This window comes from Nonomuraea sp. NPDC050451 (genome assembly GCF_044458585.1).
In genome coordinates this window covers 296,361-323,192 of the sequence record NZ_JBITHZ010000014.1, presented here as the reverse complement: position 1 = coordinate 323,192, position 26,832 = coordinate 296,361, and the positions used below count along the sequence as shown (strand labels likewise).

25 protein-coding genes and 1 pseudogene are annotated in these 26,832 nt (G+C 72.7%); 13 read left to right on the top strand and 13 right to left on the bottom strand.

Translation table 11 applies throughout. The annotated features are described in order from the left end of the window. The first annotated feature begins 145 nt into the window (after positions 1 to 145). The 4 genes from ACIBI9_RS36565 (at position 146) to ACIBI9_RS36550 (ending at position 3,227) form a co-directional block, all read left to right on the top strand. Positions 146 to 805 carry an MFS transporter gene (locus ACIBI9_RS36565; RefSeq protein WP_397229005.1) on the top strand — a complete coding sequence of 220 codons (660 nt, stop codon included), beginning with the start codon at positions 146 to 148 and terminating at the stop codon, positions 803 to 805. Positions 806 to 830: 25 nt separating this feature from the next. Next, a complete protein-coding gene (locus ACIBI9_RS36560; RefSeq protein ID WP_397229003.1) occupies positions 831 to 1,328 on the top strand; it encodes a galactose oxidase early set domain-containing protein in 498 nt (165 codons plus the stop codon). Positions 1,329 to 1,433: 105 nt separating this feature from the next. Continuing rightward, on the top strand, positions 1,434 to 1,757 hold the full coding sequence (locus ACIBI9_RS36555) for a hypothetical protein (protein WP_397229001.1): 324 nt from the start codon (positions 1,434 to 1,436) through the stop codon (positions 1,755 to 1,757). Between the two features lie 450 nt (positions 1,758 to 2,207). Beyond that, the gene (locus ACIBI9_RS36550; protein ID WP_397228999.1) at positions 2,208 to 3,227 is read left to right on the top strand and encodes a serine hydrolase domain-containing protein; all 1,020 of its coding nucleotides are present in this window, start codon (positions 2,208 to 2,210) and stop codon (positions 3,225 to 3,227) included. A gap of 694 nt (positions 3,228 to 3,921) precedes the next feature. Here the strand turns inward: ACIBI9_RS36550 and ACIBI9_RS36545 are convergent. From ACIBI9_RS36545 to ACIBI9_RS36510, 8 genes and pseudogenes are all read right to left on the bottom strand, one after another. Continuing rightward, positions 3,922 to 4,671: a hypothetical protein gene (locus ACIBI9_RS36545; RefSeq protein WP_397228997.1), complete on the bottom strand. Its 750-nt coding sequence runs from the start codon at positions 4,669 to 4,671 to the stop codon at positions 3,922 to 3,924. Beyond that, positions 4,668 to 6,005, bottom strand: a complete 1,338-nt coding sequence (locus tag ACIBI9_RS36540) for a VWA-like domain-containing protein (RefSeq protein WP_397228995.1) — start codon at positions 6,003 to 6,005, stop codon at positions 4,668 to 4,670. Before ACIBI9_RS36540 ends, ACIBI9_RS36545 begins: the two co-directional genes overlap by 4 nt. Continuing rightward, positions 6,002 to 7,075 carry an AAA family ATPase gene (locus ACIBI9_RS36535; protein WP_397228993.1) on the bottom strand — a complete coding sequence of 358 codons (1,074 nt, stop codon included), beginning with the start codon at positions 7,073 to 7,075 and terminating at the stop codon, positions 6,002 to 6,004. Before ACIBI9_RS36535 ends, ACIBI9_RS36540 begins: the two co-directional genes overlap by 4 nt. 117 nt (positions 7,076 to 7,192) lie before the next feature. Then, positions 7,193 to 7,429, bottom strand: a complete 237-nt coding sequence (locus tag ACIBI9_RS36530) for a hypothetical protein (protein WP_397228991.1) — start codon at positions 7,427 to 7,429, stop codon at positions 7,193 to 7,195. Between the two features lie 26 nt (positions 7,430 to 7,455). Next, positions 7,456 to 7,617, bottom strand: coding sequence for an MbtH family NRPS accessory protein (locus ACIBI9_RS36525; RefSeq protein ID WP_397228989.1), 162 nt, complete (start codon positions 7,615 to 7,617; stop codon positions 7,456 to 7,458). Between the two features lie 293 nt (positions 7,618 to 7,910). Next, positions 7,911 to 8,201 (bottom strand): annotated as a pseudogene (locus ACIBI9_RS36520) (STAS domain-containing protein); the annotation flags it as partial. A 302-nt stretch (positions 8,202 to 8,503) separates the two neighbouring features. Beyond that, positions 8,504 to 10,252, bottom strand: a complete 1,749-nt coding sequence (locus tag ACIBI9_RS36515; protein WP_397228987.1) for a glycoside hydrolase family 36 protein — start codon at positions 10,250 to 10,252, stop codon at positions 8,504 to 8,506. 21 nt (positions 10,253 to 10,273) lie between these two features. Next, the gene (locus ACIBI9_RS36510; RefSeq protein WP_397228985.1) at positions 10,274 to 11,530 is read right to left on the bottom strand and encodes an ROK family protein; all 1,257 of its coding nucleotides are present in this window, start codon (positions 11,528 to 11,530) and stop codon (positions 10,274 to 10,276) included. A 72-nt stretch (positions 11,531 to 11,602) separates the two neighbouring features. Between ACIBI9_RS36510 and ACIBI9_RS36505 the strand changes: the two genes are divergently transcribed. Then, entirely contained in the window at positions 11,603 to 13,681 is a 2,079-nt protein-coding gene (locus ACIBI9_RS36505) for an alpha-galactosidase (RefSeq protein WP_397228983.1), read from the top strand. 10 nt (positions 13,682 to 13,691) lie between these two features. Here ACIBI9_RS36505 and ACIBI9_RS36500 read toward each other — a convergent pair whose 3' ends face one another. From ACIBI9_RS36500 to ACIBI9_RS36485, 4 genes are all read right to left on the bottom strand, one after another. Then, the gene (locus tag ACIBI9_RS36500; protein WP_397228981.1) at positions 13,692 to 14,912 is read right to left on the bottom strand and encodes a wax ester/triacylglycerol synthase domain-containing protein; all 1,221 of its coding nucleotides are present in this window, start codon (positions 14,910 to 14,912) and stop codon (positions 13,692 to 13,694) included. 7 nt (positions 14,913 to 14,919) lie between these two features. Beyond that, positions 14,920 to 15,177 carry an acyl carrier protein gene (locus ACIBI9_RS36495; RefSeq protein ID WP_397228979.1) on the bottom strand — a complete coding sequence of 86 codons (258 nt, stop codon included), beginning with the start codon at positions 15,175 to 15,177 and terminating at the stop codon, positions 14,920 to 14,922. 96 nt (positions 15,178 to 15,273) lie between these two features. Continuing rightward, the gene (locus tag ACIBI9_RS36490) at positions 15,274 to 18,549 is read right to left on the bottom strand and encodes an SDR family NAD(P)-dependent oxidoreductase (protein WP_397228977.1); all 3,276 of its coding nucleotides are present in this window, start codon (positions 18,547 to 18,549) and stop codon (positions 15,274 to 15,276) included. Further along, positions 18,542 to 19,870, bottom strand: coding sequence for a cytochrome P450 (locus ACIBI9_RS36485; protein ID WP_397228975.1), 1,329 nt, complete (start codon positions 19,868 to 19,870; stop codon positions 18,542 to 18,544). The genes ACIBI9_RS36490 and ACIBI9_RS36485 overlap by 8 nt, the downstream gene beginning before the upstream one ends. Before the next feature lie 80 nt (positions 19,871 to 19,950). Here ACIBI9_RS36485 and ACIBI9_RS36480 point away from each other — a divergent pair, with 80 nt between their 5' ends. The 4 genes from ACIBI9_RS36480 to ACIBI9_RS36465 all read left to right on the top strand — a co-directional run bounded on the left by ACIBI9_RS36480 (position 19,951) and on the right by ACIBI9_RS36465 (position 22,759). Then, positions 19,951 to 20,469 carry a hypothetical protein gene (locus tag ACIBI9_RS36480; protein ID WP_397228973.1) on the top strand — a complete coding sequence of 173 codons (519 nt, stop codon included), beginning with the start codon at positions 19,951 to 19,953 and terminating at the stop codon, positions 20,467 to 20,469. 83 nt (positions 20,470 to 20,552) lie between these two features. Further along, a complete protein-coding gene (locus tag ACIBI9_RS36475; RefSeq protein WP_397228971.1) occupies positions 20,553 to 20,897 on the top strand; it encodes a hypothetical protein in 345 nt (114 codons plus the stop codon). A 47-nt stretch (positions 20,898 to 20,944) separates the two neighbouring features. Further along, the gene (locus tag ACIBI9_RS36470; RefSeq protein WP_397228969.1) at positions 20,945 to 21,523 is read left to right on the top strand and encodes a TetR/AcrR family transcriptional regulator; all 579 of its coding nucleotides are present in this window, start codon (positions 20,945 to 20,947) and stop codon (positions 21,521 to 21,523) included. A gap of 84 nt (positions 21,524 to 21,607) precedes the next feature. After that, the gene (locus ACIBI9_RS36465) at positions 21,608 to 22,759 is read left to right on the top strand and encodes an MFS transporter (RefSeq protein ID WP_397228967.1); all 1,152 of its coding nucleotides are present in this window, start codon (positions 21,608 to 21,610) and stop codon (positions 22,757 to 22,759) included. Here the strand turns inward: ACIBI9_RS36465 and ACIBI9_RS36460 are convergent. After that, positions 22,719 to 23,195 (bottom strand): MarR family winged helix-turn-helix transcriptional regulator, encoded by a 477-nt coding sequence (locus tag ACIBI9_RS36460; RefSeq protein ID WP_397228965.1) that lies wholly within the window; start codon positions 23,193 to 23,195, stop codon positions 22,719 to 22,721. The genes ACIBI9_RS36465 and ACIBI9_RS36460 overlap by 41 nt on opposite strands. Positions 23,196 to 23,295: 100 nt before the next feature. Between ACIBI9_RS36460 and ACIBI9_RS36455 the strand changes: the two genes are divergently transcribed. From ACIBI9_RS36455 to ACIBI9_RS36440, 4 genes are all read left to right on the top strand, one after another. Further along, on the top strand, positions 23,296 to 24,033 hold the full coding sequence (locus ACIBI9_RS36455) for a phytanoyl-CoA dioxygenase family protein (protein WP_397228963.1): 738 nt from the start codon (positions 23,296 to 23,298) through the stop codon (positions 24,031 to 24,033). 79 nt (positions 24,034 to 24,112) lie between these two features. Then, positions 24,113 to 25,708, top strand: coding sequence for a S8 family peptidase (locus tag ACIBI9_RS36450; protein ID WP_397228961.1), 1,596 nt, complete (start codon positions 24,113 to 24,115; stop codon positions 25,706 to 25,708). After that, on the top strand, positions 25,708 to 26,313 hold the full coding sequence (locus ACIBI9_RS36445) for an RNA polymerase sigma factor (protein WP_397228959.1): 606 nt from the start codon (positions 25,708 to 25,710) through the stop codon (positions 26,311 to 26,313). Before ACIBI9_RS36450 ends, ACIBI9_RS36445 begins: the two co-directional genes overlap by 1 nt. After that, complete coding sequence (locus ACIBI9_RS36440; protein ID WP_397228957.1) at positions 26,310 to 26,813, top strand: hypothetical protein; 504 nt, start codon at positions 26,310 to 26,312, stop codon at positions 26,811 to 26,813. Before ACIBI9_RS36445 ends, ACIBI9_RS36440 begins: the two co-directional genes overlap by 4 nt. The last annotated feature ends 19 nt before the right edge of the window (positions 26,814 to 26,832 follow it).

Here is a 26,832-nt window from a genome sequence, read left to right as displayed (position 1 = left end):
GAAAGCTACGAGGCCGGACTCTACCTCCGAGGCTCGATCATGTGGTTAAGACTCCTCACCTCAACCACATGATCCGAACTCTAAACAGCTCCTAGCCGTGGTGGTGCTGATGTCACGGGTGCCCGAGATCCGCGGCGCGGACGCGGTGGACGAGCAGGACGGAGCCGAGGAGGAGCACGGCGACGCCACAGCATGGCGCGCTATGCTCCGGGTCGCCACGCCGGCGCTCGTGACGCTTGTCGTGGTGTCCGGATTGATGCATGCGACTTTGACGCCGTACATCATTTTTACGCAGAAGACCCTCTCCGATCAGGGAGCGGGCACCGCATTGGTCAGCGTGGTCATATCGGCGGGATTCTTCGCTGGCGGGCTCACTCCGCTGCTGTCGGACCGCGCGGACCGGCGCATCGGGTATCGGGTCATAGTCCCGGTGTCTCTCCTGACGCTCGCCGCGGCACTCGGCCTGAGCGGCCTCGGCCTTGTGTGGGTCACCATCGCCGCGTTCCTGGTCCTGGTCGGGATTCCCGAGATCACCGCCGTGATCGTGGACAACGTGTTCAACGAGGCAGTGCCGTCGCGCCACCGGGCGAGCCTGCTGTCGATGATCGCATTCGTGGAGTCGGCGCTCATCGGCATCGGCTATCTCGTCCTCGGCGCGCTCATGGACGGGCTGGGCTCCAGTGTGGGCATGGCCACCTACGCCGCGGTCCCCCTGCTGGCATGTCTCCTGTGGCTCCCGGTGCTCTTCCGAGGGGCACGGGTGACCACCGAGATCGAGAAGCCCGCCGACCGAAAGGCATCCTGAAACAGACCATCTCGAGCAACGCCCGGTGCGCACCGCCGCAGGCCGGACGTGGGATCAGCAACCATTCGCCAGGGCCAGGATCCCCCGCAACTACCACTCGACCGCCCTCCTGATGCCGGACGGCCGCGTGTTCACCGGCGGCGGAAACAAGACCTCCAGCCCCGGTGGTGAGGACGTCCCTCGACTCGAGTTGGAGATCTATGAACCCTGGTACGCATGCCGGCCCCGCCCCCGCATCCTCCACGTCCCTAAGAGCGTTCGCCCGGGAAACACACTTCAGGTCGACGTCCGTGGAACGGAACCGATCACTTGGCTCGCGCTCGTACGCTGCGGCAGTGCCACGCATGCATTCAACAGTGACCAGCGTTACCTGGGGCTGATCGCCGAATCGACTGGCCCCGGCCGCTACGCCGCCAAGATCCCTGTGCAGGCCGTCGCCGTTCCCGGCTACTACTTGCTGTTCGCGTGTACCCAGAACCACGTGCCCTCCAAGGGCGTGTTCGTCCGTGTCGACCGGGGCTGACCAGGCCACACGAGCACAGAATTCACCTGGGCGGCCGCTACCGAACCCGGCGCCCGCGACCACGGCGTCAGCCGCGGCGCGATCCGCACGGCGGTCGCCGACCTCATGCCCGACCACAACACCATCTCGCAGGAGGACATCCCCGCTCCGGAGCTGCCGGTCACCCTCGACATGCCGGGCAAGGTCGCGGACTTCCTCCGCGCGTCCGACCTGGAGCCCGCCGAGCGGGCCGCGCTCGACCAAGGGGTGACCGTACGGCGCGGCCAGGGCTACAGCCCGCGCATCACGGCCGTGCCAGGGGTCCACCGCCAGCTACTCGCCCGCTGCCAACCGCTCGACGGCGGCCAGGGTGTCCCTACCGTCCCTGCCCAGCGCAAAGCCCGGCGCGAGTACGAGAACCGCGTCACCGGCCTAGGAGTTCCGGACTGAACAAGATCACCGGCTTAGCGTCAACCGCTGTGCCGATGTTCCCCGAGGCCGTTTACCGGGCGCTGGAGAGCGACGACCCGCCCGCCGCCGCGGACGCCGCGCCCTCACGCTGACGATCCCTCCCTTCCGAAGGCCTCCCGCGCCGAACGACGCACGGGAGGCCTTCGCCATGTCGAGGCAGCCGGATCTCCCCCTGGGCGCGCCGGGGGATGGAGGGATAGGCCCGGACGGCGCCTGTTTGTGCCAATTGCCACGAGAGTGGGCTCTGGCGCACTCTCGATGATCAATTACTCATAGTTATGTCAGCGACGCGGATGGATCGCGAGTAGACGCAGTGGACTTGGACAGGCATGGATTGGGGCGACAAGCCCCTTCTCCAGGCCCGGGTTGAGGAGCCGGCGGACAGCCGTTATCGATATCTGATCAAGCTGCCACTCTGAAAGGGTTCACATGTCCCCTCTGGAAGACGTGGTCGACGCGATAGCCCACGCGACCGGGTTCGCCGGTGTGGTGTCGGTGGATCGCGGTGGCGAGAACGAGTTCGCCAAGGCGTACGGCCTGGCCCACCGCGCTCACAAGATCGCCAACACGGTCGACACCCGGTTCGCGATCGCCAGCGGCACCAAGGGGCTGACCGCGCTCGCGGTCGTCAGCCTGATCGAACAGGGCGTGCTCGAGCTGTCCACAACCGCCCGTTCGGTACTCGGCGAGGATCTCCCGCTCATCGACGACGGCGTCACCGTCGAGCACCTGCTGGCCCACCGGTCTGGCATCGGCGACTACTTCGACGAGAACGCCGGGCACGAGATCACCGACCATGTGCTGCCGATCCCCGTGCACGCGCTGGCCACCACCGAACAGTACCTGGCGGTGCTTGACGGGCATCCCAGCAAGTTCGCCCCCGGCGAGCGCTTCTCGTACAACAACTCCGGCTACGTGGTACTCGCGCTGATCGCAGAACGCGTCGACGGCCGGTCCTTCCACGACCTGGTACGTCACCGGGTCTGCGAGCCCGCAGGCATGCACGACACCGAGTTCCTGCGCTCGGACGAACTACCGGGCCGCACCGCTGTCGGCTACCTGCCCATCGAGGGCACATCGAGGACCAACGTGCTCCACCTGCCAGTGCGCGGCAGCGGCGACGGCGGGATCTACTCCACCGTGCGGGACGTCGGTTCCTTCTGGCGTGCCCTGTTCGGCGGGAAGATCGTGTCATCGAGCTGGGTGGGGGAAATGCTGCGGCCGCGCAGCCATGTGCCGTCGCAGTCCAGGCGCTACGGCCTCGGCTTCTGGCTCCCCGAATCGCCAGGATCGAAAGACGCGGTGATGCTTTCGGGATACGACGCCGGCGTCTCGTTCCGCAGCGTTCACCGGCCCCAGGCGCAGCTGACGCACACCGTGATCTCCAACTCCTCCCCCGGAGCATGGCCGATCGCCCGTCTGCTGGAGAACGAGCTCACACAGCGGTGATGCGGATGCGGACCGTGTCCCGGGAACCGCGGCGAAGGTTCCCGCTCAGGAGAGCGAGGGGAATCCGGCGCTGGTGGGGCAAACCTGGCGGGCGGGCGAGCGCTTCGGAGGCGCAGTGGCTGTCGGCCTGTTCTGGCACTGACCGAGGTGCTCACCGCCGTCCCTGAGTTGCAGCGGTGGCCGCGCGAGCCCAAAAGATGACCCACGGCAGAACTGGCCAGGGCATCAATCAGTTTGGCCAAACCGCAGATAAGCATTGCCAGTCCACTCAGCCCGGCGGCGCGATCTCGACGCCACCCGTGGTTCACCGGGGCATCGTGGACGATCAGGGCCTCGTTTTCGACTCGTAGGAGCGCCAGCGTGGACGTGCAGCAGATGCGGGACAAGGCCGAAAAGGCACTCACGCACGTCGGGTTCACCGTCCGGGAAAACGATGATGAGCCCGGCCAGGATCCCCAGCCCGGTCGTGCGTGTCTGTTCGTTCAGCAGGGCAGGGTCCGTTTGTACCTGACGCCCGCCGAGCCGAGCTGGGAAGCGGCAGACGTTGCGGCGCGAACACTTGCCGGCGTGAACCTGCGCGTTGTCGGCACCGCGAGATCCAGGCCGTCCAGCGCGGTCGCCCGCCATAGCTCTTGCGTAGCCCCTCGGCGAGGATCGCGGCTTTGGATCAGCTCATGCTTCTCGCCCCTCTCGGTCAGGAATCGTCGCCCTCGGTCAAGGCCCGCAGCACCTTGGCCTGCTCGACGTCGGTGCCCTCGGCCCGCATCCGGGCCGTCTCCTGGGCGGTGAAACCCGCCGCACGCCAGGCCGCCACCTCGTCGATCGGCACCCCGGCGCGCCAGAACTCAGTCATCAGGGAAGTAGCGTCCTGCCCCGAGACGAGCACCCGTTCGGCCTCGCGGGCGGACAGGCCGAGCGCGTCGAAGACCCGCGCCTGTCCCGCCTCGATGCCGCGTTTCGCCCACTCCACCGCGGCGCCGTCGGTCCAGCCCGCCTCCACGTAGGCGCGCGCCCGGCTCGCTGGGACGCCCGCCCGCAGCAGCTCCCGCATGCTGCCGGGGCGTTCCTCGTCGGCGAACGCCTCGCCCGGCTTCTCGCCCCGGTGCAGCAGCCGCCACAGCCGGCCCCGCGGGTGCGGGCGTTCCCCGGCGAGGTGCCGGTCGGCGGCCTCCTGGGGGGAGTAGCCCAGTTCGCGCCACTGCACCGCGTCCCGTGGGGTCATGCCGGCCCGCAGCCACAGATCCACGGTGTACGGGGTGGCTCCGGCGGTGCGCCAGGGCCGCGCGTCGGCGGCGGTGTAGACGCCGGCCTTGCGCCACCGCTCGGCGTCGTTGATCGAGAAGCCCTCCTCGATCCACTGCCGGGCGTCGGCGATGGTGAAACCGCGTTCCCGCCACTCGTGCAGCGGCTCGGGGCTCGGCTCGTCGGCGTAGCCCGTGGTCATGACTCTCCTTTCGCCGGCACCCGCCGCGGCGGGTCCGCCGGGACGCGGGCCACGGACGCCCACTCGGGCGCGTGCCCGCCGTCGCCGATCAGGCAGACCACCACATGCGCCGGAGGGCGCTGCTCCGGCCACGGCGTCTCACCGTCGGTCAGCACGATGACCAGGTCGGGCCGGGGCCGCAGGGCCATCGCCGCGGCGATGCCGGCCCGCATGTCGGTGCCGCCGCCACCGACGAGCTCGATGTCGCTCGCCCGGCGCACCACCTGGACCGCGTGGGGGTGGACGTCGCAGCAGAACGCCCGCAGCCGCCGGTTCGGACCGGCCACGCCCTCGATGATCCCGGTCACTTCGGCGAGCAGCCGGTTCAGCACGTCGTTGGTGACGCTGCCTGAGGTGTCGATCACCAGTACGGTATCTGGGACCGCGCGCACCATCGACGGCGGCACGATGTCGGTGTAGGCGCCGACGCGGCGCGACGGGCGGCGATAGCTGAAGTCGACCTGCCCGGCCACCGTGCTCACCCCGCGCCGGATCATCGCGCCCAGGCGGGCCCGCCAGTTCACCGAGGGACGCAGGCGCTCCTCGGCCCAGCGGCGCCACCCCGACGGCACCTCGCTGCGCGCGCTGATCCTGTCCTGGATGTCGGCCGCGATGGAGCGTTCGAGCAGTTCCCGGTCGAGCTGGGTGAGCCCGTCGCCGGAGCCGCTGTCCTCGTAGGTGCGCTCCTGCCCGTCCACGGCGCTGCCGCAGTCGATCGCCTCGGCTAGTGCCCGCCCGCCGCGGCCCATGGCCTGGGCCAGCACCTCGAGCATCGGCACGTACTCCTCGGCGGTGCGGTTGGCCGGAAGGCCCAGCTCGGCGGGCGACACCACGCCCGCCGGGCCGCGCAGGTCCTCGGCCTCCAGATCGTCGTTGATCTCGGCGTCGGCGGCCTGGTTCCAGCGGTGGGCCTCCTCGTCGAGGACCGCGCCCGCAGCGTGGCTCACCTCCTGGCCCGCTTCCGGCCGCACCGGCGAGCGGGCCGCGTGGCCGCGCACCAGGTGGCCCACCTGGTGCAGCATCCACCAGCCGACCTCCTCGACCGGGGTGGCCAGCGCGGTGCCCGGTTCCACGTACAGGCTCCACCGGGTGTCGGCGGGAAAGGCGCGGAAGTCAGGATCGGCGACGGGCACGCCGGTGTCCTCGTCCCGGGCCGGTTCCAGGATGACCGGGTTGAGGGCGAAGACGGCCGAGGCGAGGTACGGCGCCTGGTGCGCCGCCCACAGCCGCGCGGCGGCGATCCGGGCGCGCACCGCCTCTTCGTAGGCGGGGGCGCGGGGGCCGTCGGCGCTCATCGCATGAGCCCCGCCGAGCGCAGCACCGGCGCGAGTTCGAGCATCGACTTGGGCAGGGGCGCGCCCTCGGGCCGGGAGCGGGCCAGCGACCGGGCCGCGGCCGCCGCCACGTCCGGCGCGGTGCGCGCGACCCGGGCCACCACCGCCCACGCCCGCTCCCACGTGTCGGCCGTGCCGTCCGAGTGCACGTACGCCACCACCGCGCCGAGCAGGGCATGCAGCCGGTCGAGGCGTTCGGGCAGGCGGGCCTGGGGGTCGTTCAGCAGGGTCTTCGGGTCGGGCAGGTCAAGGTTGCGGCGCCAGGAAAGCAGCTCGAACCCGGCCGCCTCACCGACCGCGCCGAGCACCAGCTCGGCCATGACCGGCTCGCCGGCACCCATGTGCTCGCACGCGGCGACCGCCCGTGCAGCCATCTCCCAGCTACGCGGGCTGGGCCAGCCGCGGCCCGCCCGGTCGGGACTGTCGGGCACCGCCAGCACGAGTTCCGGCCGTACCCGCAGGAACGCCCCGACCAGCGCCCGCGCGCCGGCCACCTCGGCGGGCCCGGCCGTGTCCTTCACGTCGAACTCCGGCACGGGGAACCCGCCGACGAAACCCTCGGCGATGTCCTCGGCCGACACCGTCCAGTTCAGGTGGATGAGCCGGTTGGCCAGCGGTGCGGACAGGTCCCAGCCGTCGGCGGCCTGTTCTGGCGGGTTGGCCGCGGCCACGATCCTCACCTCGTCCGGCAGCACCAGGTCACCGACCGTGCGCTCCAGCACCACCCGCAGCATGGCGGCCTGCACGGCCGGCGGCGCGGTGGTCAGCTCGTCGAGGAACAGCAGTCCGCCGTCCTCGGCGGCGAGCCGCTCGGCCCATCGCGGCGGCGCGAACCAGGTGCTGCCGTCACGCAGCACCGGCAGCCCGGAGAAGTCGCTGGGCTCGCGGATCGAGCCGACCACCACCTCCACCGGCAGGCCGACGGCCGCGCCGAGCGCGGTCACCGCGGACGTCTTGCCGGTACCCGGCGCACCCCAAAGGATGACCGGCAGATTGGCCGTCACCGCGACCGCGAGAGCTTCTCGTGTCACTGATGGCGCCGCCATTGTTCGTCCTCCTCGCCGGCCGCCCAAACCGTTTCCGGGCAGCATGTATCGGAACGTCAAGTCGCGATCGCTGACGTCCGGTGTGTCGGGTGTGTGGGCGGGCTATTCCTGGCTGCGGAACAGGCCCCGGCCGCCGTACTTCTTGTGCACCGCCTGCTTGCTGATGCCCAAAGTGGCGGCGATCTCCGTCCAGCTGTTGCCCTGGGCACGGGCTCGGCGGACCGCCACCGCCTCCAGGCGCGCCATCTCACGGCGGAGCTCGGCGATGGCCGCGAGCGAGCTGATCGCGTCGTCGGCGTTCACCGCCTGGGCGAGCACTGCGATGCGGTCGGGCTCCATGCCGTCATCCTAGGTTGACGACCGGCCTACGTCAACCAAAGATGACGGCCAACAGAGATCAAGTCCGGACCGGCGCGCGGGCTCAGCGGCCGCATGTCCGTCCAGTCGGCCTCGATGTACTCCAGGCAGACCTCACGGGTGTCCTCCAGGTGCACCACGGTCCACCCGTCTGGCACGTCGATGAACACCGGCCAGGGCGGTACCTCCCACCCCAAGGCCCCGCCCCGCGTCGAATACGCCCTCACCCCGCTGGACGTCGACCTCGTCGACCACCCATGCCTCTGGTCACCTGGGTCGCCCGCCACGCCGACGTCGTCATCACCTCCAGCCTGGATTTCACTGGCGCCTGAACCGTGACCGACCGCCGATGCTGAGCCCGGCGCAGCATCACTGTCGCTGAACACCCACCCGCTCGCTATCGACCGAGACACGGGCTGGTGTTTCCCCACCCCTCACGCAGGCCGGCCGAGCGGCTTCCGAACTAAGCGACATGCGCGCAGCTCAGAAGCATCTGAAGCGGCTCCCGGAAAAGCGGGACATTCGGCTCTCGTTTCCACCGACATGGCCAGCTCTCGGCGGTTCGCTGACGCCACTGACAGTTCGGTTGCTGCTCAAGCCCCGCGCCGGTAAGGCGAAGCACCCGGGCGGGCTCGGGCTGCAGCGCGACCAGGCGGAGCGCGCCGCCGTCGCATCCTGCGTCCTGGTGCAGACGCCAGAGCATCGTCAGCCCGCTGCAGTCCATGAACGGGATCCCGGTCAGGTCGAGGACGACCTCATCGCCCGGTCAGCGGGCGAGGCGGATGAACTCCTCCGCCTGGCCGGTGACGCCGGGCAGGGCAAGCTTTTCGGGACGATCGTTCCTGCGGAAACGCGATGGGCGATGGCCGCCCCTGGTCGCCGATCCGCTGTGCTCGTCGCGGGCATCGTGCCGCCGCGCCCCCTTGTCGCCCCCCTTGCCCGGTTGGCGGCCCTGCGCTGCCGCATCGGTCGCCCAGGGGGGCGGGCGCTCCGAGCCCCCTCGGCCCCTCAAGAGAGCGGCGGGCGTGCTCGGTTCGCAAGAAGGCGGGGGCGGCGTCAGCGGGTCAGGCGGAGGAGGCCGCCCTCGGGGACGTTGACCTGGGCGATGCCGGGGCGCAGGGGCAGGTTGCCCTCGGTGACGGTGCGGCCGCGGCAGTCGAGGATCGTGGCATGGGCCGTACCCGAGTCGGGCACTCGCAGCAGCACGTCGGTGGAGGCGTCGCCGTTGGCCAGCCAGAGCGTGCCGGTGGCGGGTGCGGCCACCGGCATCGGCGCGTAGCGGGCCGTGATCACCGTGTCGCCCGAGCGCGCCGTCACCTGCGGATAGGCCAGGTCGGGCCGGGCGGGCTCGAAGGAGCCGCGCTGCAGCACCTCGGCGTGCTCCCGGAAGAAGCCCAGCCAGAACCGCAGCACCTCGCCCTGCTCGGGCGTCTGCGCGGTCAGGTCCACCGAGATCTGCGGCACCGAGAAGAGCACGTTGACGAGCTGTGTGGCGACGTGTTCGGGCCGCTCGCCGGGGTGCCACATCAGCATGTCCGCGTGCACGGCCAGGGGTCCCGCGATCAGCCGCAGGTCCACCGTGCGCTGCCGGTTGTGCGCCGGGCTGAGCGGGCAGTCGGAGGCGCGCACCATCGTGGCGTACGGCCAAAGGCCCGGGCTCACGTACGGCTGCCGCAGCTCGACCAGGCAGTCGCGCGGCAGCTGCGCCAGGAGCCGGCGCACGCCCTCGTTCACCGTCCGGCAGTCGGCCTCGGGACCGGGCTCGGGCGGGTCCTCCACGGCGAACTGGTCGATGAAGTCGATCTTGAGGCCGTCCATGCCCCATTCCGTGACCGCCCGGGTGAGGTGGCCGGCGATCAGGTCGCGGACGTGCGGGTAGCGGGGGTCGACGACAGCGGCGTTCATGTGCTCCTTGTACGCCAGCGTGTACCCCCGCACGCGCTCCCAGAGCGCCGTGTGGCGGCCGACGAAGGGCAGGGCGTACCAGAGCAGGTAGGCCAGTCCCTCTCCCCGCACCTTGGCCACGTGTCCCGAAATATCGGGGAACGTGGTGGGGGACGGCTCCCACTCGCCGACATAGCCGTACCCGCGCCCCCGGTCGTCGCTGTGCCAGCCGTCGTCCACGATGATCGCCTCGCAGCCCAGCTCGGCCGCCGGCCCCGCCTGCCGCTCCACGCTCTCGGCGCTGACGTGCTGCTGCATGGCGTACCAGGTCGAGTACGCGGGCATCCGCGCCACCCCCGGCACGTCGGCGATCGGGCCGTGCAGCGCGCGCCACCAGCCGGCCACGTCGGCCAGCGTGGTCGCGAAGTGCCGCCGGGTGAGGTCGAGCCGCAGCACGAGCCCCGCGTCCGGCTCGGCCTCGTGCTCCACCCAGAACCCGAACTCGCCGGTCTCCTCCACCACCCCCGTGCGCGTCCGCACGGGCCTGACCACCTCGCCCGCGGCGTAGGTGCACAGCGCCACGTCACCGGCGCCCACCAGGCAGCCGACGGGAGCGTTCTTCTCCAGCACCGCCGTGCGGGGGCGGCGCCAGAACGGCGGCAGCCCCCGGTGCTCGCCGCCGTCGGCGGCCCAGAACGCGGTCGCGTCCACGCACGGCACCCGCCAGGCCACCCGCACGTCCGCGGTCCGGTCGGGGACGACGCGCAGCTCCAGGACGCCCGGGGACGGCTCGGAGGCCGTCCAGGTGAGCACCGCCGCCGCCGAGCACTCGAACGCGAGCCCCGCCGCCTCGACCCGCACCTCCTCCGGCTGCTCGAACGCTCGATCGTGCGGCTGCCAAATGCCGGGCACTGCGGTCACTCAATCTCCCTGCTCATGGCCTCACTTCGTGAGGCGTCTCGGTCGCTGGAATCCGCTGCCTTCCCTCGTCGCTGCGGTCGCTTCGCTCCCTGCGCTCCTCAGTCCAGGCAGCGGCGCTCCCTCGAGGGCGAAGTGCTGCTGGATGGCGACCGCGGCGGCGCCGCGGGCCCACTGCTCGAACGATCGCGGGCGCAGCAGCAGGCGGCAGTCGGCGGCCGCGCCGAACGCCTGGGCCGCGAACGACCGGTTGAGCTGCTCCTCGAACAGGTCGTACGAGGCCAGCCCCGGCACGTCGCCGGTCACGATGATCCGCTCCGGCCCGAAGAGGTTGGCCATCGCGGCCATGGCCAGCCCGATGGCGTGCCCCGCGCGGGCGAACACCTCGCGCACCGCCGGATCGCCCGCGCGGGCGGCGTCGATGGCCGCGTCCACGGTCAGCGACGCGTCGCCGGACGCCGCACGCGCGGCCGCCAGCAGGGGCGCCGTGCCGGCGATGGCCTCGACGCAGCCGCGCCCGCCGCAGTGGCACTCGGGCTCGTCACCCCCGACGGGGATGTGGCCGATCTCCCCGGCCACCCCGTGCGCGCCGGCCACCACCCGGTCGTTGACCACCAGCCCGCACCCTATCCCCACCCCCACGGTGACCAGGGCGAACGACGACGTGCCCACCCCGTCGCCGAACCACTGCTCGGCCACGGTGAGCGACTTGACGTCGTTGTCGATCGTGACGACCAGGCCCGTGGCCTCGGCGGCCAGCCGCGCTAGCGGCACCTGGTGCCACTGCAGGAAAGGGGAGTAGCGCACCACCCCGTGGGCCTTGTCGACGTCGCCGGACACGGCCAGGCCCAGCGCGTGGCAGCGCTCGCCGTAGGCCGGGTCGGTGGCCAGCAGCTCGGCGACCAGCTCGGCCAGCGCCGAGACCACGCCCTCGGCCGACGTCGTGGCCAGCGGGCGGTGCGCCGAGACCAGCGGCTGCGCGCGCAGGTCGGCGACCACGCCGATGAGCTCCTCGTGCGTGATCTTCACCCCGCAGAAGAACTCCCGCTCCGGCCTGATGGAAAGCGGGCTGGCCGGGCGGCCCGCACCCGGTGCCGTACGCTCGGTGGCCTCCAGCTCCTCCAGGTAGCCCGCCTCGATGAACGGCCGGGCGGCCTTGGTGACTGCGGCGGACGACAACCCGCTCCGCTTGGCGATCTCCACCCGGGAGACCGGCCCCTGCGTCAGCACCATGGTGAACACGGTGGCCGCCGCGGGAGTCGAGGTGAGCCGTGGGTGCATGAGTGCAATAGTAACAGTAATTAACTTCGTCAAGAATTGAATTCGAGCAGGGGCGTGCTTAGGCTCCGGGTCATGAGATCGGTGACCTTCGACGCCTCCAGCCGCAGGTGGCTGCTGCGTACCCCGGGCACGAGCTACGTCGTCGCCCTCGCGGACGACGACGCCCCCCGCTGCCTGCACTGGGGCCCCGCGCTGACCGCGGAGCAGGCCGCCAGCCTCCCCGGCCCCGCCGCGTACGGGGCCAGCAGCTTCGACAGCACCGCGGGCGAGGAGGAGCTGGTCTCGGAGGTGGGGGCGCGGTTCGAGACGCCGTCGCTGCAGGTCGTCCTCCCGGGCGGCGACCGGGGGATCGAGTGGCGGCACGACGGCCACGACATCGGCGACGGCATCGACAGCGGTCACCTGACGCTGCGCTTCTCCGACCGCCGCCACCCGCTCCTGGTCGAGCTGCACTACCGGGTGCACGAGGACAGCGACGTGATCGAGCGCTGGACCGTGCTGCGCCCGCACGTGCCGGTGACCGTGCTGCGGTGCGACTCGGCGGCCTGGAGCGTTCCGGCACTGGACGGCTACCGGCTCAGCCACGTCACGGGCGGCTGGAGCTCGGAGCACGCGCTGAGCCGTACCGAACTGGCGGTGGGGGAGACGACGCTGACCAGCAGGCGCGGGCTGAGCAGCCACCACGCGAACCCCTGGCTCATGATCGACCGCGGCGACGCGGGCGAGCGGCACGGCGAGGTGTGGAGCTGCGCCCTGGCCTGGAGCGGGAGCTGGCGCGTCACGCTCACCCGCACGCCCTCCGGGCGGGCGAGCTGGACCGGCGGGTTCGGCCACGAGGGCCTCACCTGGCGGCTGGAGGCGGGCGAGGAGTGGGTGACGCCGGTGTTCGCCGGCGTGTACGCGCCCGACGGGTACGGCGAGGCCAGCCGGCGCTGGCACGACCACATCGCCGGACACGTGCTGCCCCGGCCGGACGAGTTGCGCCCGGTCGTCTACAACGCCTGGGAGGCCGTCGGGTTCGACGTGAACGAGGCCAACCAGCGCGACCTCGCGCGGCTGGCCGCCCGGGCGGGCGCGGAGCTGTTCGTGATGGACGACGCCTGGTTCGGCGGGCGCACCGGCGACGGGGCCGGGCTCGGCGACTGGTGGGTGAACGAGGAGCGCTTCCCCGACGGGCTGAGCCCGCTCATCGACGAGGTGCACCGGCTCGGCATGCGGTTCGGCCTGTGGGTCGAGCCCGAGATGGTCAACCCCGACAGCGACCTCTACCGCGCCAACCCCGACTGGGTCCTGAACATGCCGGGCCGCTCCCGCACGCTGCTGCGCAACCAGCTCGTGCTGAACTTCGCCCGGCCCGACGTCGCCGACTGGGCGCACAAGTGGCTGCACAAGCTGGTCTCCGAGCATGCCGTCGACTTCCTGAAGTGGGACTTCAACCGCGCCTTCACCGAGGCGGGCCGGCCCGGCGACCCGGACCAGGACCGGCTCTGGATCGACCACGTCAGGGCCGTCTACTCGATCATGGACCGGCTCCGCGCCGACCATCCGCACCTGCGCATCGAGGCGTGCGCGGGCGGCGGCGGCCGTACGGACCTGGGCATCCTGGCCCGCACCGACCAGGTGTGGACCTCCGACAACACCGACGCCCACGACCGCATCGCGATCCAGCGCGGATTCAGCCAGGTGTACCCGGCCCGCGCCATGGCCGCCTGGGTCACCGACAGCCCGAACCCGCTGACCGGGCGGGCCGTCCCGCTCCGCTTCCGCTTCCACGTGGCGATGGCCGGGGCGCTCGGGCTCGGCGGCGACCTCGCCCACTGGAGCGAGGCCGAGCTGTCCGAGGCGGCCGAGCTCGTGGCGGTCTACAAGGACATCCGGCCCGTCGTGCAGTTCGGGCGGTTGTGGCGGCTTCCGTACGGGGTGCAGTACGTGCACGAGGACCGGGTGGTGGTGCTCGCCTGGCACGGACCGGTCGCGTTCGGCACGCCGATCGCCCCGCTCCGGCCGGCCGGGCTCGACCCGGACGGCCGCTACCGCGACGAGGACACCGGCGCGGTGCACCACGGCGCGGTGCTGATGTCCCGCGGCCTGCCGCCGCTGACGCCCAGGGGCGGCTACACCAGCACCCTCCTCCGCCTGCGCGCCTGCTGACCCCGCCGGATCACCGGGTGACCTCGCGCCGCAGCTCGTCGAGGGCCTCCTCCATCAGGCGCGGGAGCCGGTCGCCGTGCGCGAGCGAGGGGGACAGGACGCAGGAGACGACGACGGTCGTGTCGCTGTAGACCATCGACACGGCCCCTCCGCGGGTGTCGTACGTGGGCGGGACGGCGAAGCAGCCGTCCAGGGGCAGGTTCACCCCGATGACGCTCACCGTCATCCGGCCCGGGAACGCCTTCGGCACGAGCCACCTGAGCAGCCGGAAGGCCGCCGCCGGGGCCTTGACGGGGTAGCGGTCGCGCCGGTAAACGGCCATCCGCTCGAAGCTCGTCTCCTCCATGACCCTGATCAGCCGCTCGCGCGGCGCCGGCTCGGCGCAGGGCAGGATGACCGGCATGGTGGTCGCCCCGTTGCCCAGGCCGCCGTCGCGCAGGCGGCCATTCAGGTTGAGCGGGAAGGAGACGGTCGTGCCCCGGCGGCCCGCCTTGCGCCAGTGAGCCGGGTTCCAGGCCCGCAGGGCGCCGGCCAGCACGGCCAGGCCGACCTGCGGGACGCTCGCGCCGGTCGCGGCGGCGATCTGGCGGAACGCGGCGAGGTCGAGACGCAGGAAGAACGTCCGCGCGCCGGCCTCCGCCCCGCCGGTCCTGCCCGGGGGCGGTCTGAGCCGCGCCGACGGGGCCGCCAGCCGGGCCACCGTGGCGAGCAGCCGCATCCGTGCCGTGACCGGTGCCCGCACCGCCACGTTCCGATCGGGCGCCGGGACGTTCTTTTCCAGCAGCACGGCCCGCGTCGCGATCCGGGCCGCCCCCACGCCGTCCTGGAAGGCGTGGTGCACGCGGTAGCACAGCAGGTGCTCGTCCGCGGCGTACCCGTGCACGACCATCAGGCTCCACAGCGGGTGCTCGGGCAGCAGCCGGTTGTCCCTGACGGCGTCCACCACGGCCGCGCCCACGTCACGGCCCGGCGCCACCCGGTACTCCACCACGTGGCAGGCCGGGTCGAAGGCGGGGTCCGGCTCCCACCCCCCGCGGGCCAGCCGGTAGGTCAGGACCGGCGCCCGCGCGGCCGCCTCGGCGACCAGCCGCCGCAGCTCGCCGGAGTCGGGCGCCGGGCCGGGCATCCTCGCCGCGAGGGCGATGTGCAGCCGGTAGTCGCGGGCCGAGCCGAGCTCGCCGAGAAAGAGCCGGTCCGACCCTGTCAGCGGTACGGTCCCAGCAACTCGCATGGCCGGGCTAACCGGCCGTTTGCCGCGCGAGGTACGAACGGTGCGCCAGCCGGGCGACGTCGCCGACGGTCATCTCCATCGTGAAGTCGGACGGGTCGATGTCCAGCCCGTGACCGCCCAGCGCCGCCCGCAGTTCGAGCACGCTCATGCTGTCGGACTCGAGATCGTCCACGAACGTGGTCTGCGGGGTGACGGCCGCCGGGTCGACGACGTAGATCTCGGCACAGTACCGGCGCACGAGCCGCAGGATGTCTTCCTCGGACAAGAGTTCTCGCCTTTCCGTCGGGGGTCCCAGCATGTCGCCGCGCGGGAGGCCGGGGCGGCGCCGGAGTTTTCGTGTCCGGTCAAGAACGGCCCTGGACTAGTCGATCAGCGGGCTGAGCCGGGTCGCGACATCTGCTTCGGCCTTCAGGGCGGCCCGGCAGCGGTCCCAGTCGTAGCGGGACACGGCGCCGGCCTCGACGCCTGCCGCGATGAGGTCCTCGGCCGCCGTCAGCGCCTCCCCGGACGTCATGGGCAGGAAGCCGTTGCGGCCGAACACCTCCGCGATGCCGTGGCGGGCGACGAACCCGGCGTCGCCGATCGTGCCCCACGCGGTGGCGTGCCCGGGCAGGCCGCGGGCGTGCCGCCGCCGGGCCAGGGCGTCCAGGAAGACGTTGGCGGCCGCGTACGCGGACTGGCGCATGCCTCCGTACGTGCCGCTGACCGAGGAGAACAGCCAGAACAGGTCCAGCTCCCGCCCCTCGGTGAGGCGTTCCAGCACCAGGGCGCCGGCCATCTTGCAGCCCAGCACCCGGGCCAGCCGCGCGGGGTCCAGGCGCAGCAGGTCGCCCGAGTCCGGCTCCATCGCGGCGTGCACCACGCCGCGCAGGGGACGCTCCCCGGCGTCGATCTCCTTGAGCACCGGCGCCATCGCGGCCAGGTCGGTGACGTCGGCGGCGTGGACGGACGCCTCCGCGCCCCGTGACCGGAGTCCGGCCACCGTGGCGGCCGCCTCCGGCGCGGCGCCGCCCCGGCGCGAGACCAGTGCGAAGTGCCGGGCGCCCCGCTCCGCCAGCCGGTACGCGGCCGCGGCCCCGAACCCGCCCACACCACCCACCACGAGGTACGTGCCTCCGGGATCCGGCCTGAGCCGCCCCGGCCGCGTCCTGACCGGCACCGGGCCGTCCAGGGGGTCGAAGGAGATCACGACCGCGCCGAGGTGCCGGTCGTGCCGCATGGACGCGACCGCCTCCCGCACCCGGGCGGCGGGGTGGACGGTGTGCGGGAGCGGGCGGTGAACACCCGCGTGCACTCGCTCCATGACCTCACGGAACACCTCGGGATCGACCTTCGGCACCGGCCCGCAGTCCTCGGGGCGCGGGCCGTCGAGCACCTCCGGCACGCCGAGGCCGTGCAGGAGCTCGCGTTGGGCCGCCGTCCGCGCGGTGGCGGCGATCGGCGTGCCGCGCTGCCACGCGTCCTGCAGCGCCGCCAGCCCGAGCCCCGTGGCGCCGCCGCGCGCCTCGTGGCGGGCGAGGGTGATGAACGGGATCGGCAGGGTGGCGGCCTCGGCGAAGCTCATGCCGTCCGGGATCCCGCCGGCGAGCCGGGCGTCGGCGATCAGGTGGGAAGCCGGCGCGCCCGGCGCCACCCCGACCACCCGGCAGCCGGTCCCGACATCGCGCACACCCGCCCCGACCGCGGTGACCAACCCGGCGAACGCCCACCCGGCGTCCCCGGTGGTCGGGAGCGGGCGATCGGGCAGGCCGGCGGCCCGGACCTCGACGGCGACCATGCCGGGACCGGGCGGCGGTGGAGGGCCGGTCTCCGCCCAGGCAGGCTCCCCATGCCGCCCCGACCGGCCGAGGTCCAGGACGTAGTGCCGCACCCCGTCGCCGACGCCCTCGTACGGCACCTCCCGGGCGACGAAGCGGCCACCCGGGGTCAGCGCGACCTCGCTCTCCCCGGAGCCGGCCAGCAGCTCGCGGGCCAGCCGGCGGGCGTCCACGGCGACCGTCCCCTCGCGGTGCAGGCTGATCCTGGGCAGGTGCAGGCAGGGACGGTCGTTGGCGATGGCCCGGGCGGCTCCCCAGATCGCCGCGTCGGCGGGCACGAGGGGCAGCTCCGGAGCGGGCAACGCGCCGCTGGGCCGGGTCACCACGTACAGGGTGCGCTCGACGGCCGGTGCCAGCTCGTCGCACGCGGCCACGACGGCCCGCAGCACCCCCATCCGCTCGACGGCCTGCTCCACCCTCAGGCGCGGCTCGTCACCGGTGCCGGCGCATTCGCCATGCTCGGCCAGCACGAACACGACGCATACCCGCCCGCTCCCAGTCCCGCCGCCGCACACCGACGCGCGCCAGCGAGCCGGATCCCCATCCGCGACCACCGCCACGGCCTGGTCGCCCAGCAGCCTGGCTACCGCCTCGGCGAGCGGCAGCTCGGACGCCGTCTCCGCCGCGACGACCCAGCGGGTGCCGTCGGCGGGCGCGGGAAGCGGTCGCCGCCGAGCCCCGGTGGCCGGGGGACGGGAGGCCAGCAGGACGGAGAAGCCGTCACGGGCAGGCGGCCGGTCGTCGCCGGTCTGCGCCACATAGGCGAAGCCGCACTCGCGCAGCAGCGCCGGCCACCGGTCGCGGGACAGCAGCAGGCCGTTCGGGCGCAGGTGGCGGTCGTCGACCTGCCAGAAGCTCTCCAGCAGGCCGAAGGTGCCGATCAGCAGGCGCGCGTCGTGGGTCTCGACGGCCAGCAGGTGGCCGCCGGGGGCGAGCAGGTCGCCGATCCGGCGCAGGGCCGGGACCAGGTCCCGGGCGGTGTGCAGGGCGTTGGCGGCGACCACCACGTCGTAGCCGCCCGCCCCGAAGCCCTGGGCCGCGGGGTCGGCGTTCAGGTCGAGCTGCCGGTAGTCGAGGAAGTCGTGGGCGGCGAAGCGGCGGCGGGCAGAGGTGCAGAAGAAGGGCCAGACGTCGGTGAAGGTGTAGCGGGTGCGATCGGACGGCAGGCGCGGCAGCAGCGCCGCCGTCGTGCCGCCCGTGCCCGCGCCGACCTCCAGCACCCGGAGCGGGCGGTCCGGCGGCCAGGCGGCCACGATCTCGTCGAGCAGCGCGCCGGCCACCTGGTTGGCGAAGCGGCAGAGCGGGGCGATGTCGTAGAGCTGGCGGGTCAGCTCGCCGCCGCCGTCGCGGCTCAGCAGCTCCAGCGGGTCCCGTTCGCCGCGCAGGACCGCCGGCAGGTGGTGGTACATGCGGCTGTTCAGCGCGACCTCCGTGACGAAGGCCGGGTGTCTCAGCAGCAGGCTCCGGGTCAGCTCGTACGGCCTGGCCGGACCGGTCAGCCGCCACCGGCCGTCCGGCGCGGGCTCCGCGAGCCCGTGCTCCCGCAGCAGCTCGAGTACGACGGCGCCCAGGCGGTGACCGGGGCGGGCCAGCTCGTCGAGGGCGGTCGCGAACCGGTGGAGCTGGGCCTGCCAGGCCTCCGTGAGGAACCGCTCGTAGCGGAGCTCGCGCCACGCCTCGCGCAGCCGTTCGATCCGCTCGCCCGCGCGGGCCACGATCACCTCGGGATCGGGCGTCCCGGGCGGCGGCTGGTCCGGCTCTCGCGGGGCGGCGCGGAGCCGGGCGTGATGCGGGGTGATCGGCGGGCGGGCGTCAGGCATCGGGCCGGCCGCCGGAGGGTCGCGGGGTGATCGGGCCGCGCGGCACCGCGACCACCGTGCAGCCCCGGCCGGGCTGGTGGGTGATGGCGACGCGGTTCATCCCCTCGTCGCGTGGATCGGCGGCCGACAGGATCACCCGGCGGGTCACGACGTGCAGGAACGTCGAGATCTGCAGCAGCGCGAAGTGCCGGCCCACGCACACGTGCGGCCCCGTCCCGAACGGCAGCCAGCTGTACGGGGCGGGACGCCCCTCCAGGAACCGCTCGGGCCGGAAGTCCAACGGGTCGGCGAAGTGCCGGGGATGGCGGTGCAGCGCCCGCAGCGCCACCAGCAGGTTGGTGCCGGGTTCGACCCGGTAGCCGCCGAACGTGAGCCGTTCGCGCGCCACGCCCAGCGGCACGGTCGAGGTCGAGGGGCGCAGGCGCAGCGTCTCGCAGGCGACCGCGGTGGCGAAGCGGTCGTCCTCGCCGCGCAGGGCCTCCGCGGTCAGCCGGTGGAGCGCGGACGGGTGCCGTACGAGCCGCTCGACCGCCCAGGCCACGCCCAGCGCGGTCGTGGTGTGCCCCGCCAGCAGCATGGTCAGGACCTGGTCGACCAGCGCCTCGTCGTTGAGCCGCCACCCTTCGGCGGTGCGCGAGGCCATCAGCAGGCTCAGGACGTCGTCACCGGTGTCGCCGTCGTGGCGGCGGGCGATCTCGCCCCTGACCAGCCGCGCGCAGCGGGCGCGCAGCCGCTGCGCGGACGGCCAGAGTCGGATGGCGCCCAGCGCGCGCAGGGCGAAGCGGACCATGAGCTCCTCCGTCAGCGCCACTTTCAGGAGCTCCCGCACCAGCGGCCGCCACACCTCAAGGCGCCGCCGGTCCAGCCCGAGCAGCGAGCGCAGCGCGATCTCCAGCAGCGCCTCCCACAGCAGCGGCAGCAGCTCGAACGGCATCCCGGCCGGGAACTCGTCCACCGTCCGCCCGGCCACGTCGGCCACGATCTCGCGGTGGCGCTGCACCGCCCTGCCGCCCAGCAGGGGCAGCACCAGCTTGCGCATCCGATGGTGGTCGGCCCCCTGCTGCGCGAAGATCGAGCGCGGCCCCCACGCCGCGGCCGTGGGCCGGCCCTCGAACGGGTCCAGCCGCGCCGTCATGACCTCGCCGATCAGCGCGGGGTCGCGCATCAACGCGACCCGCCCGATGCCCGGCGACCAGAACGCGAACACGTCGCCGTAGCGTTCGAAGGCCCGGTCGAGGAGATGCTCGCCCCGCACGAGGTACGCGGGCAACGCCAACGGGGTCAGCCAGCCGGGGCCTGGGACGGGACGCGCCTTGCTCACCCGCCGATGGTAGGAAAGGGCACCCGCCCGATGCCTCGTGCAACGCCGGGAGCAGGTAAAACGGGGGAGTGGGATTCGGCGTGCGGCAGTTCGAACTGTCCTTGATGCACCGGATGCGCGATCTCAACCCCGCGCGGGTCGAGGAGGCGCTCGGGGTCATGGGCGCGTCCAGGGCGGAGCTTCGGGCCGCGCATGCCCAGTGGACGAGGGTTCTCCACTCGCCGCGGGCGCCGAAGACGCTGCGGCCGCTGCTCGGCCGCCCCGCGTACGAGGGCACGACCGCCGTGGGCAGCCTGACCTGCGGCGTGCTCCGCTGGGCCCTGCCGTCCTGGCCCGGCCTGGAGTTCGAGGTCCTGTACGGGCCCGGCGGCGAGACGTGGAACCAGTGGTTCGTCCGCCCCGGGGACCCCAAAACGCTGTCCTTCGCCGAGCTGGAGCCCTGGAGCTGCGTGGTCGCCGACGTCGCCGCGAGCTTCCCCGGCGCCGTACACCAAGAGGGCCAGGCCCCGCACCATTGGGCGGTCGACTTCGGCCACGGGAGCGCGACTTACCGCGCCCGATTCGTCTACGGCCTCTGCCAACGGATCGACGCCGTGTAACCCCGAGGGCCCGGCTGGAAAGCTCCGATGATCGATCGCATGATGAAGGTCCGGGTTTCCTGAGGAAGAAAAGGTGACGAAATATGCTCCGTGCCCTCGCCGTGTCCGTGGCCGCCGGGATCCTCTCGTTCGGGGGAGTGTCCCCGGCCCAGGCGAGCGTCACCTGCCCACCGGAGGGGGCCGTCTGCCAGGAGGTCCGCGGGGTGCCCGGCGACTACTACTACTGGTTCACGATCCAGCCCGCGCCGACCACGGCCGCCTTCACCTTCACGGTCAACGGCTCTCTCACCCCCGGTTCCCTCACGACGACCACCGCCGGCACCACGCTCGAAGGGGACTTCCGGCCCGCCCTGGTGCTGGTCAGCGGGGACCGGGTGTGCATGCGCGCCGGCAGCCAGAGCGGCGAGTACTGCGCCGCCACGCCCTAGCGCGGGGTTCTTTACTGGTCTGTACAAAATCCGGTAGCCTCCCTCCCATGGGCAGGCCACGGGAGTTCAGTGATCGGGCGGTCGTCGACGCCGCGATGGAGGTCTTCTGGGAGAAGGGGTACGAGGCGACCTCCACCCAGGATTTGTGCGAGCGCACCGGTCTCGGCCGCGGCAGCCTCTACAACGCCTTCGGCAGCAAGCACCGCCTCTACGAGGAGGCGATCCGCCGGTACGCCGAGACCAGGGCCGAAGCGCAGCTGGCGATGCTGGCCGAGCCCGGGTCGGTGCGCGCGCGGCTCAGGGACCTCATGCTCGGCGTGATCGACGCCGACATGGCGGACCCGGGCCGGCGCGGCTGCCTGGCGCTCAACGCCGCCACCGAGACCAGCGGGCGCACCGAGGCGGTCGCGGGGCTGGTGCGGCGGCAGTTCACCGACCTGGAGCAGGCGCTCCAGCGGCTGGTCGAGATCGGCCAGAGCACGGGTGAGCTGTCGTCGGACCGGCCGCCGCGGCAGGTGGCGCGGGCCTTCCAGAGCGCCTACTACGGCCTGCGCGTGCTCGCGAAGGTCACCGACGACCGGGACGCCCTCCTCGACGTCGTCGACGGGGCCGTCGCCGCCCTGTAGAAGACCTGGCCGCGGTCCATCGAGCCGCGGCCTTTTTGCCGCCCTAGTTCTGTACTGATCTGTAAAGAAAGAGAGAGAAGATCGATGAGGCTCAGTGTGCCGTCGCTGATGTTGTGCGTGTTCGGGATCACGACCGGCGAGTTCGTCATCGCCGGCATCCTTCCCGGCATCGCCGCCGACCTGAAGGTCTCGATCCCGGCCGCCGGGCTGCTGGTGACGGCGTACGCCATCGGGATGATCGTCGGCGGGCCCGTGCTGACGGCGCTCACCGCCCGTTTCCCGCGCAAGCCGCTCATCCTGGTGCTGCTCGGGATCACGATCGCCGGAAACCTGGCCTCCGCGCTCGCCCCCGCGTACGGCGTGCTCTTCGCGGCCCGGATCGTCACGGCGCTGGTGACGTCCACGTTCTTCGCCAACGCGATCGTCATCGCGGTGTCCACCGCCGCGCCGGGCAAGCAGGCCTCCACCGTCTCCAAGCTCGTCTTCGGCATGAACCTGTCGATGATCCTGGGCGCGCCGATCGGCACCTTCATCGGGAACGACCACGGCTGGCGGGCCACGTTCCTGGTGGTCTCGGCGTGCTGCGCGGCCGGGTTCGCGCTGGTCGCGCGGCTGGTGCCGGACGTGCGCGAGCCGTCCGGCGGGGGCTCGGCCATGAGCGAGCTGCGGGTGTTCAGCTCCCCGGACGTGCGGCTCGCCATCGCGGTCACGGCCGTGGGCAACGCGGGGCTGCTCATGGTGTTCACCTTCTTCGCGCCCCTGGTCACGGACGTCACCGGCTTCGCCGGCGGCGCGGTGGCGGCCCTCCTGCTGGTGTACGGGGTGGGCGCGGCCGTGGGCAACTTCCTCGGCGGCCGGCTGTCGGACCGGGCCCCGATGGCCGCGCAGCTCGGGCTGATGGGCGTCCTCGCGGCGGTGCTCGTCCTCATGTGGGCGGGCAGCGGCAGCATGGCGGTGACGGCGGTCATGGTGTTCGTGCTGGGCGCGGCGGGGTTCGCGGTCATTCCCGGCATGCAGGCGCGCGTCCTGGCCACCGCCTCGGCGGCGCCCACCCTGGCCATGGCGGTGAACGCCTCCGCCTACCAGCTGGCCGCCGCGTTCGCCGCCTGGCTCGGCGGCCGCGTCATCGACGGCGGGCTCGGGCTGCGCTCCCTCTACGTCGTGGGCGCGGCGGTCACGGTGGCGGGCATCGCGGTCAGCTCGTACGCCTGGCGTCGCTCCCGCGTACCGGCCTGACCCCGGCGAAGGCGGCGTGGACGGCGTCGGCGATCTGGCGCTGGATCGGGTCGGCCTCCGGCCCGAACAGCAGGTCGTCCACCTGGGACACCACGCCTGTGGCCGCCTCCAGCAGGCGGGCGCCCTCGGGCGTCAGCTCGATCGTCGACGCCGACCCGGCGCGGGCCGTGCTGTCGCGCACCAGCCCCGCCGCGACCAGCGCCTTCACCGCGGTGTGCACGCTCTGGACCGTCGTCCCCGACATCCGCGCCAGCTCGCTGAACGACACCCCGGGCACGCCGGCGATGTGACCGAGCAGGCCCAGCCGGCCGACCGTGAGGTCGAGCGGGGCCAGCGCGGCGGCCAGCTCGGTCTCGATCCGGCGCGCCAGCGTGAGCAGGACGATCGAGGGGCTGGTCACGGGTGGACCGGGGCGATCGGCGTTCTCGGTGGTCACCCCGCCAGTCTCCCGCACCGGCGGCGACGGTTGCGAGCGCACCCGCAGGAGTGGGAATCACTCGGAGGGACGGCACGGGGCGGACGCGCGGGAGAGTGCGATGACCGATTCGGCGATGGTGCGGTTCTACCAGGACAACGGCTACCTGCTGGTCAAAGGGCTGCTCGGCGCGGCGGAGGCGCGGGCGTACCGGGAGGAGTGTCACGCGGTGCTCGGGCGGCTGCGCCCGACGGACCCCACGTGGGGGAGCGCCCGGGAGATCGGCGGGGCGGGGACCGAGCTGCGGCACTGCCACGACGCGCAGTTCCACTCGGCCGCCTTCGCCCGGCTCATGGTGGATCCGCGCTTCACCGACGTGGCGGCGGCCCTGATGGGCTCGGAGAACGTGCAGCTCCACCACACCAAGATCTTCGTCAAGCCCGCCGAGAAGGGCTCGCCGTTCCCCATGCACCAGGACGCCGCGCACTTCCCGCACACCCGCCACACCGTGGGTGCGGCGATCTTCCACTTCGACGCCGCGCCCGAGGAGAAGGGGTGCGTGCGCGTGGTGCCGGGCAGCCACAGGTACGGGCCGCTGCCGCACCTGGAGGAGGGCGGGTGGCACCTGCCGCTCGCGGAGTGGCCGCTGGAGGCCGCCGTCCCGGTCGAGGCGGAGGCCGGGGACGTGCTGTTCCTCAGCTATCTCACCGTGCACGGATCCGGGGTCAACCGGGCGGACGAGGCGCGTACGACCCTGCTCATCCAGTACCGCGACCCCGAGGACCAGCCCGCCGACGACGTCCACCGCTCCCGGGGCCAGGGCATGATGCTCCGCGGGATCCACCCGACGGGATCGTGACCATTCCGTTATCGACCTCTCGTATCGAGGCGGGTGCCCCGCTCTCGTACGCCACAGAGGGAAGAACGGAGACGGTGAGATGACCATCGACTACATCCGCGAACCAGCTACATCGGGCGGCTCCGAACGCTTCGGGCCGCCCTGGCAGGGCATCACGCTTCCCCGCGAGATCCTGGACCGGCACGGCGCCAGGATCCTCGACCCCTGGGACGCCCCCCTCGACCCGGGCGAGCGCCGGCCCGACTCCACGGTCTACCGTTCGGACGTGCTGCTCTTCCCCGGGCAGGCGCTCCGCTCCGACGAGGTGGTCTCCTGGATCAACCGGGCGCTGTCCGGGATCCAGCTGGAGCTCTCGCCGGTCAGCGTCAGACGCGCCCGCGAGCGGGACTACGGGCGCGAGACCGTCTGGCTGCCCGGCCTGCTGGAGATCCAGAAGGAGGCGCACGACGTCGACGTCGACGCCTGGCGGGCCCTCCGCGTCGTGCGCAGGGCGCTGCGCGCCGAGTCCGACGGGTGGCCGTTCAAGGCGGTGCTCGCCACGATCTCGCTGGACCACCTGTTCGTGGGCTCGGCCACGACCGGCATCGGCTCGCTCAGCCTGGGCGGCGAGCCCGCCACGAGCGGCCACGCCGTCATCGAGGAGCCGCAGACGAGCGCCCGGCCGGGGTACGGGCGCGTGCCCGTGACCGTGGTGGCCGGGCCGCCGCGCCGCAGGTCGCTCGCCCAGCTCGGCGGGCGCAGGATCACGGTGGTCACGCTGGACACCGGCGTGGCGGAGCACCCCTGGTTCAAGCCGGTGACCGACCCGGACGCCTTCCTCACCGTCGATCCGGCCGGGCAGCAGCTCATCGAGGACTCCCACCCTGCCTACCAGGGCCGCGACGTCGCCAAGCTCGTCGGCTACGAGGACCTCGGCGAGCTGCCCAACCCGCTCATCGGCGTACTGAACTCCCACACCGGGCACGGCCTCATGCTCGCCGGCCTCGTCGCGCAGATCGCGCCGGACGCCCGCGTGCTCATGTACAAGGTCATGCACAGCGACGGCGTGGTCCCCCTCGAGGCCGTGCACGCGGCGCTCGACCGGCTGCTGGCGCTCATGGCCTCCGGCACCGCCGTGGACGTGCTGTGCTGCTCCTTCGGCGGCTTCTCCGAGGCGGGCGACCCGGCCATGCAGGCGCTGTTCGACAAGGTCAACCAGCTGCGGGCGCGCGGCGTCATCGTGGTCAACGCCGCCGGCAACTACGCCACGACCAGGCCGTTCTACCTCGCCGCGCTGTCCGAGACCGCCGTGCCCGGCCCGCCGCTGGCGCCCATGCTGGGCGTCGCCGCCAAGAACCCCGACGGCACGATCGCCATCTTCAGCAACGAGCACCCCGCCGTGCGGTGGCGCGCTCCAGGCGCGATGGTGGTCAGCACGTTCCCGCCGAAGTTCAGGGGCGCCCAGAACGCGATGCTCACCACGGGCGAGCGCGCCTCGCTCGACTGCGACGCCATGGGGCCGTTCTGCGGCTGGAGCGGCACGTCGTTCGCCGCCCCGATCGTCGCCGGCACCATCGCCGCCGAGCTCACCAAGACCCTCGGCCAGGTGGGCGTCGATCCCGTCCAGCGGGCCAGGCAGGTCGTCGGCGCGATGGTCGACGACAAGGCCGTGCGGCCGGAGATCGTACCCATCTGATGACCGGTGACCCCGCACTCGAACGCGCGCCCGCTCCCGGCCGGCGCCGCGACCGGCTGGCCGCCCTGCTGGTCGAGGCCCGGGAGGGCAAGAGCGGCGCGCTGGACGCCATCGTGGCCGAGCTCACGCCCGTGCTCTGGCACACCGCCAGGAACCAGGGCCTGAGCCCGCAGGCGGCCGAGGACGTCGTCCAGACGACCTGGCTGATCCTGCTGCGCCACCTGCACGCCATCTCGGCGCCGGGCGCGCTGATCGAATGGCTCGTCACCACCGCCCGGCGCGAGGCGTGGCGGGTCAGCGCCTCCTCGCGCAAGGACGACCTGCCGGGCGACGACGCGTTCGAGGAGCTGCCCGACACCGTGCTGACGCCGGACGAGCTCCTCGTGGACGACGAGCGGCGGCGCGCACTCTGGCAGGCCGTGGAGAGCCTGCCCAAGCGGTGCGGCGAGCTGCTCAGGATCATCGCCTTCGTGCCTCGTCCGCACTACGATGCCGTGGCCGCCGCTCTGGGCATGCCGATGGGCAGCATCGGACCCACGCGCGGCCGGTGCTTCGCGAAGCTACGCCGCCTGCTCGCGAAGGATCCGGATTGGAGCCCCCGATGAACACGGCCGACGGGACCGACCCTCCCTTCTTCACCGCCGAGGACCAGCTCCTCATCGAGGACATCGCCGACGTCTACCGCACCGTCGACCCCGTCCCCGCCACGCTGGTCGAACGCCTGCAGTTCGCCCTGGCCCTCGAATCCCCCGAGCTGGACTTCGAGGTCCTCCGCCCGCAGGAGGACGCCCCGCTGCCGGCGGGCGTCAGGGGCGGTGAGGACAGCCGTACGATCACCTTCGACAGCGAGGTCCTCACGATCATGATCAGCGTGACCGCGCGGGACGAGGACGCCGTACGCGTGGACGGCTGGCTCGCGCCGCCCGGCGACCACCTGGTCGAGCTGCGCACCGGCGAGGGCCCGCGCACGGTCAGGGCCGACGACCAGGGCCGCTTCGTCCTGGACGCGGTGCCGCGTGGCCTGTCGCAACTCGTGGTGCGCCAGGGACTGGACGATCCGGCGCGGGCGACGATACTGGCGGTGACGCCCTCACTCATTCTCTGACCACCGCGAGGCGCGATTG